This window comes from Streptomyces sp. NPDC057694 (genome assembly GCF_042799415.1).
GTDB lineage: Bacteria > Actinomycetota > Actinomycetes > Streptomycetales > Streptomycetaceae > Streptomyces.
The window spans coordinates 160,593-176,785 of record NZ_JBHVIX010000019.1; the positions used below are offsets into that span (position 1 = coordinate 160,593).

At 72.0% G+C, this 16,193-nt stretch carries 10 protein-coding genes; 8 read left to right on the forward strand and 2 right to left on the reverse strand.

What is annotated here, in order from left to right; genetic code table 11:
* Nucleotides 1-88: 88 nt before the first annotated feature.
* Nucleotides 89-904 (forward strand): hypothetical protein, encoded by an 816-nt coding sequence (locus tag ACFVDP_RS32055; RefSeq protein WP_383497425.1) that lies wholly within the window; start codon nt 89-91, stop codon nt 902-904.
* 9 nt (nt 905-913) lie between these two features.
* On the opposite strand, the gene ACFVDP_RS32060 is transcribed toward ACFVDP_RS32055, so the two are convergent.
* The gene (locus ACFVDP_RS32060) at nt 914-1,102 is read right to left on the reverse strand and encodes a DUF6104 family protein (protein ID WP_383201272.1); all 189 of its coding nucleotides are present in this window, start codon (nt 1,100-1,102) and stop codon (nt 914-916) included.
* Between the two features lie 189 nt (nt 1,103-1,291).
* Between ACFVDP_RS32060 and ACFVDP_RS32065 the strand changes: the two genes are divergently transcribed.
* From ACFVDP_RS32065 to fxsT, 7 genes are all read left to right on the forward strand, one after another.
* A complete protein-coding gene (locus tag ACFVDP_RS32065; protein WP_383497428.1) occupies nt 1,292-1,696 on the forward strand; it encodes a CU044_2847 family protein in 405 nt (134 codons plus the stop codon).
* Nucleotides 1,696-3,675 carry a trypsin-like peptidase domain-containing protein gene (locus ACFVDP_RS32070; protein WP_383497430.1) on the forward strand — a complete coding sequence of 660 codons (1,980 nt, stop codon included), beginning with the start codon at nt 1,696-1,698 and terminating at the stop codon, nt 3,673-3,675. Before ACFVDP_RS32065 ends, ACFVDP_RS32070 begins: the two co-directional genes overlap by 1 nt.
* Nucleotides 3,676-3,829: 154 nt before the next feature.
* A complete protein-coding gene (locus tag ACFVDP_RS32075; protein ID WP_383497432.1) occupies nt 3,830-4,834 on the forward strand; it encodes an AAA family ATPase in 1,005 nt (334 codons plus the stop codon).
* Between the two features lie 3 nt (nt 4,835-4,837).
* Entirely contained in the window at nt 4,838-8,155 is a 3,318-nt protein-coding gene (locus tag ACFVDP_RS32080) for an SAV_2336 N-terminal domain-related protein (protein WP_383497434.1), read from the forward strand.
* Complete coding sequence (locus tag ACFVDP_RS32085) at nt 8,152-8,313, forward strand: hypothetical protein (protein WP_383497436.1); 162 nt, start codon at nt 8,152-8,154, stop codon at nt 8,311-8,313. The genes ACFVDP_RS32080 and ACFVDP_RS32085 overlap by 4 nt, the downstream gene beginning before the upstream one ends.
* Entirely contained in the window at nt 8,310-9,542 is a 1,233-nt protein-coding gene (locus ACFVDP_RS32090) for an FxsB family cyclophane-forming radical SAM/SPASM peptide maturase (RefSeq protein WP_383497438.1), read from the forward strand. Before ACFVDP_RS32085 ends, ACFVDP_RS32090 begins: the two co-directional genes overlap by 4 nt.
* 84 nt (nt 9,543-9,626) lie before the next feature.
* Nucleotides 9,627-12,593, forward strand: coding sequence for an FxSxx-COOH system tetratricopeptide repeat protein (fxsT, locus tag ACFVDP_RS32095; protein WP_383497440.1), 2,967 nt, complete (start codon nt 9,627-9,629; stop codon nt 12,591-12,593).
* An 82-nt stretch (nt 12,594-12,675) separates the two neighbouring features.
* On the opposite strand, the gene ACFVDP_RS32100 is transcribed toward fxsT, so the two are convergent.
* On the reverse strand, nt 12,676-16,193 hold a 3,518-nt coding region (locus ACFVDP_RS32100; RefSeq protein ID WP_383497442.1), incomplete at its 5' end, for a multifunctional oxoglutarate decarboxylase/oxoglutarate dehydrogenase thiamine pyrophosphate-binding subunit/dihydrolipoyllysine-residue succinyltransferase subunit.

Sequence of the window (16,193 nt, forward strand, 5' to 3'; positions counted from 1 at the left end):
GGATGGGGAAAGTCAAGACTGTCGCGAGTGCCTTCGCGAGGGCGGTCATTTGTGGTCCGATACGGGCAAATTGGCCTAGCGTGGGGCCATGCCGTCCCCCGAACCCGCCGGCGCCCTGCTTCTGTGCCGCGCCGAGCCCGCCGTCGTAGGACCCGCCGCGCAGCTGCTGCGCGAGCGGATGGTGCTGGCCCGGGCCGGACGCGAGTGGAGTGTCCTCGTGCCGGAGACGAAACCCTGGCTGACCGCCGAGGAATCCGTCGAACGGGTGCTCGCCGGCTGGGCCGGGGCGCTCGCCGTCGGCGCGCCCTGGCCGGTGCTCGCACTGTGGTGGGACGCCGACCGCAGCGGCTTCACGCTCGCCTCGGGCTTCCGGCGCCCCGTCGGCTACGTCTGGCTGGCCAACGGCACCCCGGTCGGCGAGCACGAGGCCCTGCGCACCTTCGCGGCCCGCCTCGGCCTCGACCCCGTACTCGACATGCAGTCCCTGGAGGCCCTCGCCCGGCCAGACCCCGAGGCCGACGCCCGGGTCAGGCTGCGCGGCCTGCTCGCCGTCCTCACCCGCGCCGGGCTCACCCTCCCCGCGGGCCTGAGCCCCGGCGAGCCCGCCGACCGGCTCCGCGAGGTCGCGCGCGTCCAGCCGGACGGGGAACAGGTCGACTGGCCGGGCTGGCGGGACGCCGTGCACGCGGAGCTCGACGTCGTGGAGAGCAGCAGCATCGGGCCCTGGCTGCGCGGCCCCAAGGCCCGCTGCCTCGCCGCGGCCCAGCTCGCCGCCGGAGCGCCGCTCGCCCTCTACGGTCTGCGCCGGCGCAGCGCCGGCTGGGCCACCGCCGGGGTCGTCCTGCTCGCCCACGGCGCACTGGGATTCGCGTACGACAGGGTGCGTGCGGCTCGCGCCGGCTGACCCGGGCCCCTACGCGTCGGCGTCGTCGTCCTCGTCGTCCAGCCGCGCCAGCCACGTAGCCAGACGCTCCACCGGAACCTCGAAGTCCGGGTTCAGATCGACGAAGGTCCGCAGCTGCTCGGCGAGCCACTCAAAGGTGACCTCCTCCTCGCCACGCCTCTTCTCCAGCTCTTCGATGCCGCGGTCGGTGAAGTACATGGATCGAGTCTCCTGGATGCCTCGTGCAGATGGTTCTCGGCCAGCCTACGCAGGGTGCCGGGACGCTTGGCCGGATAGTGCCCCGTCAGGGCTCGCCCGCAACCGCGGCGCCCCCTAACCTCGTCGCAGTCCATGACATGCGCATGTGACAGCGGGCGACGCCGACGAGTAAGGGTGAACGGGGGAACGGTGGGCGCGATTCAGGAGATCAGACTGCCGGACGGAACAGTCGTGCACGCGCGGCTGAGCGCTTCCGAATCCGAAGCGTACGGCGGCGACGACCAGGACATCGGCGTGCTGGACGGCGCCGCCGCCAAGGTCGAACAGCTCGGCGAGCTCGTCAGGGGAGTGGGGCAGTCCGTGCTCGACGCGGCCCGCGCGGCCCGCCCCGGCACCGTCACCATCACCTTCGGTGTGGAGCTGGCCGCCAAGTCCGGCGGGGCCCTTGCCGTGCTGGCCTCCGGTGAGGCCAAGGCCTCCATCCAGGTCGCGCTCGGCTGGTCCTTCGACGGCAGCGCCGAGAACAGCGGCGGCGACGAGAGCGGCGAGGGGGTCGCGACCCACGTGCCCGACGCTCCCACCGGCTCGGACTGATGATCGAGGCAGGGTCCAGGCTCGATGCCCTGGCCCGGGCCGCCACCGTCCATCTGCTTCCCGCGGGAGTGGACAACGCCGTGCAGTGGGGCAGCGGTTTCTTCGTGGCGCCGGGGCTCGTGGTGACCGCCGCCCATGTGTTGCGGCCCCGGCTCGTCGGGCGGCAGGACATGGAGTTCGCGGTGCGCGGCGACGCGCTGAACAACGGCATTCCGCTCCCCGCCCGCCTGGAGACCTGGCTGCTGCGGGACCCGGCCTGCGAGTCCGTGCCGGCCGACGAGGACCTCGCCCTGGTGCGGCTGCTCGACCCGGACGTGGAGCACGAGTGCCTGTGGCTGGTGGACCGTGCCGTCGAGTACACGGGGCCGTTGCGGGTGTACGGCTACCGGCCCGACGAGCGGCCGACCGGCAAGCGGATCGTGCCGTGGAGCGTCGACGCGGACATCAACGTGGTCGACGGTGCGGGCGGGCTGCGCTTCAGACCTGACGCCGAGTTCCCGCCCGGCGTCTCCGGCGGCCCGCTGGTCGACGCGGACACCGGCGCCGTCGTCGGTGTCGTCAAGTCGAGGCGCACCCGCAGCGACGGCGGCGCGGCCGTCTCCTCGCTCGCGCTGCGCGAGTTCGGCACGCACTACCGGCAGCTGGTCGAGGCCCACGACCGCTGGCACGCTTCCCTGCCCGAATCACCCGACACCGGCGACAACTGGATCGATCTGCAGGCCGGTGAACTGGGGCAGGACAACCCGTGGACACCGGCCGACCGGCGCACGGCTCTCGGCCTGCTGGCCCGGCTGCCGCCGCCGGGCGACGCGCATGCGGTGCGCCGACTCGCCGTCGTGGCACGAAGCTACTCCCGCTGGCCCGGTGCGAACCCGCCTCTGCACAGCTGGCGGGACGGACACGGACTGCTCTACGAGGGCCGTCGCCCGCTGTCCCCGCTCATCTTCCTGCGCTACCTGGCCCTGGTCGCCGCGTACGTCACCGCACGCGGGGCCGACGCCACGCTCCTGGACGCCTGGGTGAAGGAGCGGCTGCGCGCCCACCCGGACCGCTCGATGCATGCCCTGGTGACCGACGCACGCCTCCCCGACGAGCTGCGACCCGCGCCGGAGGAGCCCCTGCACGCCGTCGTGCCCTATCCGACGGCCGGCGACGGCAGGACCGTCGTCACGGTCGTCCTCGATCCGGTGATCGGCGCCGTTCCCACCCGCTTCTTCTGGCAGATCTGGGTCGACGACGGCACGGGGGAGGCGCTGCTCGAAGCCGCCGACCAGTCCGACGAGGGACAGCCACCGGAGGCGCTGGCGCAGGTTCTCGGTCTTCCGCTGGCCCGCGTGTTCAGGGCCGGTGACCGGGAGGGGATGCCCGCACCGCTGGAAGTCGCCCTGCCCGTCGACGAGTTCGACACCGCGGTGCACCGCTGGCGCTTTGCCGCCGTGGCCGCGCTTGACGACCACCAGTACCTCGGCGCCCAGCGCCAGGTTGTCCTGCGGGACCTGGCGCGGCGCCTCGAACCTGACAACGACGCCTGGCTGGCGCGCTGGCAGGGCCTCGGTCAGGCCGGTGTCCTGACCGCCCACCGCGCGCCGGAGCACGGTCGCACCCCGCAGGCCGACCGCTACGCCAGACTGCCCGCCACCCACGTGCCCGTGCTGTGCCGCCCGGCCGGCCGCGGCCTGGGCAAGCGGACCATGGCGGCGTTCCTCGACAGCGGGCATGCCGTCGTGCTGTGGCACATCGACGGACATGCCGCGCGCGGCTGCGGCGAGGACTGCGACGTGCTGCACGCGCGCGCCGCCGGGCTGCTCGACAGCATCGGGTCGGTCACCGAACTCCCCGACAGCATCCGGCTGCTCCGCGAGGAGATCGCTGCCCGCCGCGAGGACCGGCGCTGGGCGGAGCCCCTCGCCCTTCTCTACGACGATCCCGGCCGGCCGGTCCCGGGCGGGGACCTCGATGTCGTGGACGCGCCCCAATGAGCGCCGTGCCTGAGGCCCATCGCTCCAACGCGTGGCTGAAAAGCGGTGGTTGGGCGTGTGGTGTTGGGTACATTCCCAGGGGCCTGTTGCGGGGGGACAACGCTTCCGTCGGCCATGACGTGGTGTTCCACCGACCGCCGACGAGGAGCGCGCCATGACCGAGTGGTTCGTCTACGAGGGCGATGGCAGGCCGGATCCGGACAAGATCCGCCGTCTCCCCGACCCCCCGCCGTGGCGTGCGTTCGACGCCGATCCGGTCGCGTACGACGTCCCTGACGTCGACTCGGCGACGCTGCGCAGGCTGGGCGCCACCACGGTCCCGTTGCCCGTCCAGGACGAGCGGGCGCTGCATCTGGTCAACGCGGCGCTGTATCTGCGTCGCCCCATGCTCGTCACCGGTGACCCCGGCGCGGGCAAGTCGACCCTCGCGCACGCGCTCGCGCACGAACTCGGCCTCGGGCGCGTCCTGGAATGGCCGGTGGTCAGCCGCAGCGAACTCAAGGACGGCCTCTACACCTACGATGCGATCGGCAGGCTTCACGACGCCCAGCTCGAGCGGGGCGGTGCGCCCTCCGAGGACATCGGCCGCTACATCAAGCTGGGTCCCCTCGGTACTGCCCTGATCGCGACCGACCGCCCGCGCGTGCTCCTCATCGACGAGTTGGACAAGAGCGACATCGACTTGCCCAACGACCTCCTCAACGTGCTGGAGGAGGGCCGGTTCGCCATTCCCGAGCTGGAGCGCATCGCCGACCGCGAGCCCGAGGTCCGCGTCCTCACCGACGACGGGCGGCGGGTGACCGTCACCGGTGGGGTGGTGCGCTGCCGCGCGTTCCCTGTCGTGGTACTGACCAGCAACCGGGAACGGGAGTTCCCGGCCCCGCTGCTCCGCCGCTGCATCACGCTGGACCTGCAGTCGCCGCGCGATCAGAGGCTGGCCGCGCTGGTCCAGGCGCACTTCGGAGAGGGTGCCTACGAAGCCCACCACGACATCGTCGACCTGTTCACCGAGACCGAGACGGACGGCGCGATGCGCCCCACGGACCAGTTGCTCAACGCCATCTTCCTCACCCAGTACACGGCACGCGACCAGCCGGCCGCGCGGCGCACGGAGACCGCCGAGCTGCTGATGAGGCCGCTCGATCACGGGACGCGGTGACCAGTGCCCGCCGCCCGTACCGCTCACGATCCCGGCGAGGAGCACCGTGCGGGCCTGCTGCTCACCGCGCTCGCGGAACGGCTGCGGGAGGCGGAACTCGACCCGGGTGTCGTGGAGTTGGCGGACGCGTTATGGCTGGCCGGGCACATCGACGCAGGCGAGCAGGGGCGTTCCCGTGAGGGCAGCGCGAAGATCCCCGGGGCGACGCCGGACGTGGGCCCCGCCCCGGTGCCCGGCCCGCTGCCACTGCCCCCGGCGCAGCAGCAGTTCTTTGGCGAGCCGTCCGGACTCGACGTAGGAGGGCGGCTGTTCGCCCCGTCGGGCGATGCCGCGCAGTCGTCCGGGCTGCGCGCCGTCCCGGTCCGGGTGCCGGCCCCACCGGTCCTGCCCGACCCCGTGGGACTCCAGCGCGGCCTGCGCCCACTGCAGCGCTACCGGGCACCGGTCAGGGCCTCCCGCACTCTCGACGAGCAGGCGACGGCCGAACGCGCCGCGCAGTCCGGCGGGTTGGTGGTTCCGGTCTTCTCCGCCAGACGGCGCAGGGAGGCCCGGCTGCTGCTCCTGATGGACCTGTCGACCTCCACCGCCGTCTGGCGCGAGGCCCTCGACGAACTGCGCTACGTGTGCGAGCGCGCCGGTGCCGTCCGCGAGGTCCAGGTCCAGTACCTGTACGAGGACGGGGACGGCCGGCCCGGCAGCGCACCGACCGTCGGCCACTTTGGCAGGCTGCGCGATCCGGCCCAGCTCACCGATCCCACGGGGCGCCAGCTCACCTTGCTCCTCAGCGACTGCGCGGGACCCATGTGGCGCAGCGGCCGTATGCAGCAGCTGTTGCACCGCTGGGCGCGCTCCGCGCCCGTGGCCGTCGTCCAGCCGCTGCCGCAGAGCATGTGGCAGCGGACCCATCTGCCCGCCCGCCGCGGTGTGCTGCACCGCCGGGAAGGGCCCGCCGGACGGTTCGAGTTCGCACCCGACCGGGGCCGCCCGCCGGCGGATGCGCTGCCGGTGCCGGTGCTCGCGCTGCGCCGCTCCTCCGTCGAGGGCTGGGCCCGGCTGCTGTCCGGGGCGACCGGACAGTCGCTGCGCACCGCGGCCGGCTGGGTCGGCGCCGTACACCCGGCCGCCGTGAGCTCGGTCCGCGCGCACCAGGACGTCGCGGCACGAGACCGGGTCCGTACGTTCCTGCACCGGGCCACACCGCCCGCGCGCAGGCTTGCCGTCAGCCTCACCGTCGTACCGCTGTACCTGCCGGTGATGCGCCTCATGCAGCACGTCGTGCTCGCCGGGAGCGGCCCCGAGGTAATGGCGGAGGTGCTGCTCAGCGGACTGCTACGGCGGCGTGACGACGCCGTGGACCCGGACAAGGTGCGGTACGAGTTCCTGCCCGGTGTCGGCCGGGAGCTGCGCCGGCACGTCGATCCGCAGGAGGCGGAGCTGCTGCTCGGCCACTGCTCGGAGTACGTGACCCGCAACTTCGGCCACACCGCCCGCAACTTCCCGGCGCTCGCGGCGTCCTATCTGCGCGGTACGGTTCCGCCGCCCGGCCTCGACGCACCCCTGAACCCCCTCACCGAGAGCCGCGACGAGCCGCCCGGCCTCGAGGCGTTCGCCGAGGTCTCACTGGAGGTGCTGCGCGACCTGGCCCCCCGGGTTCCGCTGCCGCCCGGTGCCGGTCCGGGCGTCGACGTACCCCTGGGATACGCCGAGTTGCTGGAGCTCGGGCGCGAGGCGGAGGCGACGTACGAGCAGGAGGGAAACGTACGGGAGCTGGAGCGGGCCATCGAGCTGTACCGGGAGGCGGGGCGCGCGGCGGGCGCCGCGGCGGAGCGGGAGGCCGCCGAGGAGCAGCTGGGATGTGCGCTGCTGCGCCGGGCGGGGCAGGCCGGAGCGCCGCCGGAGAGCCTCCTGGAGACCCTGGCGGTGCTGCGCGGAGTGGCACAACCGTCGCCGCGGGGACGGGCTTACCTGGGACGGACCCTGCTGCATCTGGCGTCGGCCGTGAACCAGAACCGGTTGCTGGCCGCCGACCTGCCGCAACCGCTGCGGGACTGGGCGCAGGACCGGGCGACGGATGACTGCCCGACCGAGGAGTGGGCCCAGGCGAAGCTCCTGGAGGAGGGGGCCGGCGAGCTGACGGCTGTGCAGGGGGAGGACCACGGGCACGGCGACGCGCTGGGGCTCCTGCTCGCCGGTGCCTGCAGACTCCTGGCACTGTGCCACCACGTCTCCGGGCCCGACGGTCATTTCCGTGCCGCTCGGCCGCGCGACTGGTTCACCGGCCAGTTGGAGCGGGGGCTCGCGGTCCTGGAGGCGCTTCCCGACAACGCACGGGTGCACGAGGACCGGGGCGATCTGCGTCTCATGCTCGCCGAGTTCTACGACGGCCAGTGGCTGCACGACGCGGAACGGGAACCGGAGGACCGGCTACGGGCGTTGCTGAACGCGGGCCTGGCGCGCAGCCAGTTCGAGAGCGTCCTGGAGTCGTCGGACGGACAGCACAGCGAGACCTGGCTCGACCTCGCCACCGCGCTGGAGATCTTGGGTGAGGACCCCGGCGCCGTCGGTGACGCGCTGGAGCAGGCGCTCGCCGTCGCGCAGGAGGAACCCGAGGAGCGCGTCGAGTGCCTGACCCGCATCGCCCGGCTCCGGCACGACAGGTTTCAGGAGAGCGGCGAGCAGGCGGACATCGACCGCGCCGTCACCGCTTGGGCGCAGGCGGCCGAACTGCTCGGGCCGGACGACGAGGAGCGGGTCGATGTCCTCACGGACTACGGGAGCGCGCTGCTCCACCGGGCGCTGCTGCCGGGCGCTGCTGCCGGCCAGGACATTCACACCGCCGTGCGAGTCCTGCGCGAAGCGGTCGACGCGACACCGGGCGGCGATCAGCGGCGCCCGCTGCGCAGGACTCTCCTCGGCCAGGCCTGCATCGTGCGGTTCCAGGCCCAGGGCGTGGTGACCGACCTGCACGAGGCCGACTGGATACTTGCCGAGGCCGCACGCGAGGCCGATTCCGCCGGTCGGCTGGCGCCGATCTGGCAGATGCGGGGTGTGGTCGCCCGGTTGCTCGCGGAGCGCACCGGACGTCGCGACCTGACGCGCCAGGCATTGCGGCACGTCGACACCGCGCTGGAGCATGCCGCCGAAGCAGGACCCGATGCCCTGCGAGCCACCCACGAGCTCCGCGCCCACCTCCTCGCCGACCTCGACCGCCGTGCCGAAGCCGTCGCCGCCTGCCGGGAAGCCCTGGCCCTCACCGAGGACATCGAGGAGCGCGCCGAACTGGTGGCCTTTCTGGCCGAGTTGGAGGCGGCCCCCGAGTGACCACCACCCCCCTGTCCTTACCGGACGACGCCCCGCTCCCCGAGTTCGGGCTGCCTGCCCGCACCGACCACCCGGTCCTCGGCGCCGTACTCGACGAACTGCGACTGCGCGCCCTCGACACCGAGCCCGTCGTGGCCCACTACGAGGACGCGCCATGAGCGCGCCCGCACGGCAGGCGGCCCACCCGCGCTGGCCGCACACCGCGCTCGACACCACGGCCCACACGCCCGTCCCGTTCCGCCAGTTCGTCCTGAAGGTGCACGGGCGGTGCAACCTCGACTGCTCCTACTGCTACATCTACCGCGCCCAGGACGGTAGTTGGCGCGACCGGCCGGCCCGTGCCGACGAGCGGGTCCGGCGTGCGGCCGCCCGCCGGATCGCCGAGCACGTCACCACCCACGGGCTGCGCCGCATACGGATAGAACTGCACGGCGGGGAGCCGCTGCTCGGCGGTCCCGGGCACGTTCTCGCGTACGTCGATACCGTGCGGGCCGCCGTCCCCGCCTCCTGCGAGGTGCGGGCCACGGTGCAGACCAACGGCACCCTGCTCACCGGTGCCGCCCTCGACCGGCTCGCCGCCGCCGGTGTCCGTGTCGGGCTCAGCCTCGACGGTGGCCGCGCCGTGCACAACGCCCGCCGCACCGACCACGCGGGCCGCCCGGCCTGGCCCGCGGCGCAGGCCGCGGCGCGGCGCCTCGCACGGCGGCCCGACGCGTACGCCGGGATCCTGTGCACCGTCGACCTGGCCGCCGACCCGCTCGACGTGTACCGCTCGCTCGTCGCACTCGGCCCGCCGGGCGTCGACCTCCTTCTGCCGCACGGCAACTGGGGAACGCCGCCGCCCGGCCTCGCCCGCCGGACACCCGGGCGGCACCGCCCCGCCCCCACCCCGTACGGCGACTGGCTGACCGCCGCGTTCGACGCCTGGTGGGCCTCCGAAGGGCCCGGGCACGTCCGGGTGAGGCTGTTCCACGCGATCGTCGCGCTGCTGCTCGGCGAGCCCAGCACGGCGGAGGCGGTCGGGCTCTCACCGGTGGCCGCGGTCGTGGTGGAGACCGACGGGGCCATCGAGCAGGTCGACTCGCTCAGATCCGCGTATGCGGGCGCCCCCGCGACCGGCTGCGACGTCTTCCGGCACGGCTTCGACGACGCGCTGCGCCACCCCGGCGTCGCGGCCCGGCAGATCGGGGCCCGGGCGCTGGCCGGGGTGTGCCGCAGGTGCCCGGTGGTCGCGGTCTGCGGCGGCGGTAACTACGTGCACCGCTACGCTCCCGGGTCCGGCTTCCGCCATCCCAGCGCGTACTGCGCCGACCTGGAGCGGCTGATCCGGCACGTGGCACACGCCCTCGCCGCGCAGGTGTCCGTACCTGTGCGGAAATACCGCTGAACTTCCTTTGTCTGAAGGGTTTTTGACGCACACTTGACTAACCTGTGCACGCGTGTGACAGGGCAGGTGGAAAGGGACAGGCGCATGCAAGGTGAGTCCACCCACGTCACGGTCGTGTTCGCGGGGCAGAGCGAGTCCTGGGCGCGATGGATCGAGCACCAGATCAAGACGGCCGGGCGGGCCACTGCCCTGGTGCGCTGGGACCCACTGCGCCGCCCGCCGACCCCCGAGGCGCTCACCGACCTGCTCAGCAGTCCCGGGAGGCTGCTGCTCGTCATCGACGACTGGTACGAGCGGCTCGGCAAGGCCCGCTTCGACGCCTGGGCCACGGCGCTGCAGGGCGCGCTGCCGCACTACAAGGACCGGCTCGCCGCGGTGTCCGTCACCGAGCAGCCGCTTCCGGACGTGGTGGTCCCGCTCGCACCGGTCGCGCTGCGCGGACTGCCTCCCGAGGTGGCCAGGAGCCATGTCCTGGAGTGCGCCGGTATCGGTGCCCCCGAGCGGCTCGTCTCGCTCGACCGCGGACCGCGCTTTCCCGACTACAAGCCCGCCGTGACCAACGCGCCGCGCGCCAACCGCAGCTTCCTGGGCCGGTCCGAACTCCTCCAGCAGATGTACGACACCTTCCACACGGCGGGTGACGGCATCACGGCCGTCGTGCTGCACGGCCCCGGCGGTATCGGAAAGACCCAGCTCGCCCAGGAGTACGTGGACCGCTTCAGCGGTGACTACGACATCGTCTGGTGGACGAGCGCCACCAGCAGGCTCACCGCGCGGGAGAAGTTCGCCGCGCTGGCGCCCCGGCTCGGCCTGACGGCACACGGCGATCTCGGCGCCGACGTACGGGCCGTGCGCCGCGAGCTCGCTTCGACGCTCCGGCCCTGGCTGCTCGTCCTCGACGCGGCGGACGCCCCCGCCAAGCTCGCCGACCTCGTCCCCGGTCCGGACAGCGCCCACCGTGGCCATGTGCTGATCACCTCGCTGGACACCGAATGGGCCAGGCACGCCATGCCCATCGCGGTGCCGCCGTTCGACCGCGCCGAGTCGGTGGCGTTCGCCGTGCGCCGCACCGAGCGGCTCGACGAACGGGACGCGGACCGGCTCGCCGCCGCGGTCCAGGACCTGCCGCTGCTGCTCGACCAGACCACGGCCTGGCTCGACCTCAACCCCATGGTCGACGTCCGCAGCTGCATACGGGACATCGAGCGCGGCGAGGGCGACATCGGCGTCGAGTCCCCCGACTACCAGCAGCCCTACCGGGCCGTCTGGGCCAAGCTCCTCAACACCCTGCGTGAGGACTCCGAGCCCGCCTGGCAGCTGCTCAATCTGCTGGCCTGCTTCTCTCCCGAGGCCGTCCCCGTACGGCTCCTGCAGACCACTCGCCCCGGCGAGCTGCCGCCCCTCCTCGCCGAACTGGTCGCGGATCCCAGCGACTGGAACGCCGCGCTGCGCAAGCTCTCCGAGATCACCTCCATGCGGGTCGAGTACGAGGAGGGCCCGCGCACCATCCAGGTCGTGCGCACGCTGCGCATGCACCGCCTCTTCCACCGCTACGTACGGTCGGTGCAGGACCTCGAGGAAGCCGCCCGCAACGCCGAGGTCGCCCGCAGGGTCCTCGTCTGGGCCGACCCGCGCGACACCGCGTCGCCGGGCAACTGGAGCCGCTACGCCGACCTCATTCCGCACCTCGAACCCTCACACGCGCTCCAGTCGCGTGACGAGGACGTGCGCGGCCTCGTGCTCAACTGCATCGAATACCTGCGCACGCGCGGCGAGCACACCGACGGTTGGCGGCTGTCGCGACAGGCCGTCGACGCCTGGCGGGACATGTATGGACCCACCGACCGCTCCCTCCTCGTAGCCGTCCACCAACTCGCCAACAACCTGCGCTCCCTGGGCCGCCACCTGGAGGCCGAGGCGGTCGGCCGAGACGTCCACGACCTGCTCGCCGACACCCCGCACAGCGTCCGCCCGATCGAGTTGATCCGCGCCAAGGACGGCCTCGGCGGCACTCTCATGGCGCTCGCCCGCTTCGACGAGGCACGCGCCCTCTTCGAGGAAGCAGCGACCCGCGCCACCGTCGAACTCGGAGGGGAGAACGTGCCGCGCACCCTGTCCATCCGCAGCAACCTGGCCGTCGCCATCGGCCTCCAGGGCGACTACGTGCAGTCCCATGCGCTGCACCGCAAGATCTACGAGACGCGCCTGCGCCTGTTCGGGGACAAGAACGCGCTGACGCTCAACTCCGCCTTGCGCACCGCCTGGATGCTCCGGCTCCTGGGCAAGTACAGGGAGGCACTCGACATACAGGGCCACAATTCACGGCTGCACCGTCAGGTCCTGGACCGCCAGCACAGCCAGACCCTGGAGGCCGAGCACAACTACGCCTTGTGCGCGCGGCGCGAGGGCGACCTGATGTTCGCGCGTACGTTGATGCGCGCGATCCGCAAGAAGGTCGTCGGCCGGCGCGGCGAGATCCACCCGGAATCGCTCCTCGTCTCCTGTGACTACGCGATGCTGCTGCGCGAAGTCGGCGATACCCAGCAGGCGTTGGAGCTGTCCGAGACCACGGCGGACCGCTATGCCGACCTGTACGGCGAGGGCCACCCGTACGCCATCGGCTCCCGGGACAACATGGCGACGGTGCTGCGCCAGCGCGGGGACGTACAGGCCGCATGCCGGATATCCGGGGAAGCGGCGAGACAGATGGCGCTCGCCGTGGGCGCCGCGCACCCCTGGGCGGCCGGCTGCGCGAAGAACGCCATGACGGCGCTCGCGGCGACGGGCCAGCACGAGGCGGCCGTGGAGACGGGCCGCGTGGCGCTCGACTCGGTGTCCGCGAGCCTCGGCGAGAGCCATGTCCTGACCATCAGCCTGCGCACGGGACTTGCCGGGTCCCTGCGGGAAACGGGTGCGGAGGAAGAGGCGGCCGCGCTGCACCAGCAGGCCGCCGACCGGCTGGCCCAACTGTTCGGTCCCGACCACGAACAGGCCCGGTACATCCTCGAACAGCGCCTGCCCTACTGGGACTTCGAGCCGCAGCCGATCTGAGCGCCCACCGGCCCCCGGCACGCCGAAGGCCCGGCCCCTCCGAAGAGGGTCCGGGCCAGGCGACGTGCCGCGGTGTCGGGACCTACGCCTCGAACACCTCACGCACCAGCTGCTCCTGCTCGGCCTGGTGGCGCTTGGCGGAGCCGACCGCCGGCGACGAGGAGTGCGGCCGCGAGATGCGGCGCAGACGCTCGCCGTGCGGGATGTCGGCGCCGACCGCCAGGTCCAGGTGGTCGATCAGGTTGAGCGCGATGAACGGCCACGGACCCTGGTTCGCCGGCTCCTCCTGCGCCCAGATGTACTTCTCGGCGTTGGGGAACTTGCTGATCTCCGCCTGGAGCTCGGCACCCGGCAGCGGGTACAGCCGCTCGACGCGGATGATCGCGGTGTCGGTGTTCCCGCTCTTCTTCCGCTCGGCCTCGAGGTCGTAGTACAGCTTGCCCGCGACGAAGACGACCTTGCGGACCGCGTTCGCGTTCACCGTGTCGTCGCCGATGACCGGGCGGAAGCCGCCCGTCGTGAACTCGTCCACCTTCGACGCGGCGGCCTTGAGGCGCAGCATCGACTTCGGGGTGAAGACCACCAGCGGCTTGTGGTGCGGGTTGTGCACCTGCCACCGCAGGAGGTGGAAGTAGTTCGACGGGAGCGTCGGCATCGCGACCGTCATGTTGTTCTGGGCGCAGAGCTGGAGGAAGCGCTCGATGCGGGCCGAGGAGTGGTCCGGGCCCTGGCCCTCGTAGCCGTGCGGCAGCAGCAGGGTGACGCCGGACGTCTGGCCCCACTTCTGCTCGGCGGCCGAGATGTACTCGTCGACGATCGTCTGCGCGCCATTGACGAAGTCGCCGAACTGCGCCTCCCACAGCACGAGCGACTCGGGACGCGCCAGCGAGTAGCCGTACTCGAAGCCCATGACCGCGTACTCGGAGAGCAGCGAGTCGTAGACGTTGTAGCGGGCCTGCTCGGGCGACAGGTAGAGCAGCGGGGTGTAGTCCTCGCCGGTCTGCCGGTCGATCAGCACCGCGTGGCGCTGGCCGAAGGTGCCGCGGCGCGAGTCCTGGCCGGACAGCCGGACCGGGGTGCCCTCCAGGAGGAGGGAGCCGAGGGCGAGGGTCTCGCCCATGCCCCAGTCGATCGTCCCGTCCTCGATCATCGACGCGCGGCGCTGCAGCTGCGGCAGCAGACGCGGGTGGACCGTGATGTTGTCCGGGATGTTGACCTGGGACTCGGCGATGCGCTTGACGACCTCCTGGGAGATCGCGGTCTGCACCGGCACCGGGAACTCGGCCTGCGGCTGCGGGGAGGACTCCTCGCCCGCGCTCGCGACGGCCTCGCGGACCTCGGTGAAGACCTTCTCCAGCTGCCCCTGGAAGTCCTGGAGCGCCTGCTCGGCCTCTTCGAGGGTGATGTCGCCGCGACCGATGAGGGACTCGGTGTAGAGCTTGCGCACCGAGCGCTTCTTGTCGATCAGGTCGTACATCAGCGGCTGCGTGAACGCCGGGTTGTCCGACTCGTTGTGACCACGGCGGCGGTAGCAGATGAGGTCGATCACGACGTCCTTGTTGAACGCCTGACGGAACTCGAACGCGAGGCGCGCGACGCGGACGACGGCCTCGGGGTCGTCGCCGTTCACGTGGAAGATCGGCGCCTCGATCATGCGGGCCACGTCGGTGGCGTACATGGAGGAGCGCGACGACTCCGGGGCGGCGGTGAAGCCGACCTGGTTGTTGATGACGATGTGGACCGTGCCGCCCGTGCGGTAGCCGCGCAGCTGCGACATGTTGAGCGTCTCGGCCACGACGCCCTGGCCCGCGAAGGCCGCGTCACCGTGCAGGGCGACGGGCAGGACCGTGAAGTCCGTGCCGCCCTTGTTGATGATGTCCTGCTTGGCGCGGACGATGCCCTCGATGACCGGGTCGACCGTCTCCAGGTGGGACGGGTTGGCCGCGAGCGAGACCTTGATCTGCTCGCCGTCCAGGCCGGTGAAGGTGCCCTCGGCGCCCAGGTGGTACTTCACGTCGCCGGAGCCGTGCATCGACTTCGGGTCGAGGTTGCCCTCGAACTCGCGGAAGATCTGCGCGTACGACTTGCCGACGATGTTCGCCAGCACGTTGAGCCGGCCGCGGTGGGCCATGCCGATGACGACCTCGTCGAGGCGGGCCTCGGCGGCGGAGTCGATGACGGCGTCGAGCAGCGGGACGACGGACTCGCCGCCCTCCAGGGAGAAGCGCTTCTGGCCGACGAACTTCGTCTGCAGGAACGTCTCGAACGCCTCGGCCGAGTTCAGCCGGCGCAGGATGCGCAGCTGCTCCTCGCGCTCCGGCTTGGAGTGCGGGCGCTCCACACGGTCCTGGATCCACTTGCGCTGCTTCGGGTCCTGGATGTGCATGAACTCGATGCCGACGGTGCGGACGTAGCTGTCACGCAGGACGCCGAGGATGTCGCGGAGCTTCATCATCGACTTGCCGGCGAAGCCGCCGACGGCGAAGTCGCGCTCCAGGTCCCACAGCGTCAGCCCGTGCTCGTTGATGTCGAGGTCGGGGTGCTTGCGCTGGTGGTACTCCAGCGGGTCGGTGTCGGCCATGACGTGGCCGCGGACCCGGTAGGAGTGGATCAGCTCGAAGACGCGGGCGGCCTTGGTGACGTCGTCGTCGTGCGACGCGTCGATGTCCTTGAGCCAGCGGACCGGCTCGTAGGGGATGCGCAGGGCCTTGAAGATGTCGTCGTAGAACTCCTTCTCACCGAGGAGGAGGTTCGCGACGACGCGCAGGAACTCGCCGGAGGCGGCGCCCTGGATGACCCGGTGGTCGTAGGTCGACGTGAGCGTCATGACCTTCGAGATGCCCAGCTTGTTCAGCGTGTCCTGGGACGTGCCCTGGAACTCCGCCGGGTAGTCCATCGAGCCGACGCCCATGATGACCGACTGTCCGGGCATCAGGCGCGGCACGGAGTGGACGGTGCCGAGGCCGCCGGGGTTGGTCAGCGAGACCGTGACGCCGGTGAAGTCGTCCATGCCGAGCTTGCCGTCACGGGCGCGGCGGACGATGTCCTCGTAGGCCTGCCAGAACTCGAAGAAGTTCAGCGTCTCGGCCTTCTTGATGCCCGCGACGACCAGCTGACGGTCGCCGTTGGGCTTCACGAGGTCGATCGCGAGGCCGAAGTTGATGTGCTCCGGCTTGACCAGGGTCGGCTTGCCGTCCTTCTGGACGAAGGAGTAGTTCATCGACGGCATGGCCTTGATGGCCTGCACCATCGCGTACCCGATGAGGTGCGTGAAGGAGATCTTCCCGCCGCGGGCGCGCTTGAGGTGGTTGTTGATGACGATGCGGTTGTCGAACAGCAGCTTCACCGGGACCGCGCGCACGGACGTGGCCGTGGGGACCTCGACGGAGGCGTTCATGTTCTTCGCGACGGCGGCGGCGGGACCGCGCAGCGTCACGAACTCGGGGCCGGCAGGGGCCTCGGTCGTCACTTGTTCAGCCTTCTTCGGTGCGGGAGCAGGTGCGGGCGTGGCAGGCGCGGGGGCGGCCTTCGCGGGCGCGGCGGGAGCCGCGGCGGCGGGCTTCGCGGTCGGCGCCGGCGCGGCGGGCGCGGCAGGGGCCC

What these genes read in the sequence shown, in the direction of transcription:
- ACFVDP_RS32055 (WP_383497425.1), top strand. Translation starts at nt 89, where the DNA reads ATGCCGTCCCCCGAACCCGCCGGCGCCCTGCTTCTGTGCCGCGCCGAG.
- ACFVDP_RS32060 (WP_383201272.1), bottom strand. Translation starts at nt 1,102, where the DNA reads ATGTACTTCACCGACCGCGGCATCGAAGAGCTGGAGAAGAGGCGTGGC.
- ACFVDP_RS32070 (WP_383497430.1), top strand. Translation starts at nt 1,696, where the DNA reads ATGATCGAGGCAGGGTCCAGGCTCGATGCCCTGGCCCGGGCCGCCACC.
- ACFVDP_RS32075 (WP_383497432.1), top strand. Translation starts at nt 3,830, where the DNA reads ATGACCGAGTGGTTCGTCTACGAGGGCGATGGCAGGCCGGATCCGGAC.
- ACFVDP_RS32090 (WP_383497438.1), top strand. Translation starts at nt 8,310, where the DNA reads ATGAGCGCGCCCGCACGGCAGGCGGCCCACCCGCGCTGGCCGCACACC.
- fxsT (WP_383497440.1), top strand. Translation starts at nt 9,627, where the DNA reads ATGCAAGGTGAGTCCACCCACGTCACGGTCGTGTTCGCGGGGCAGAGC.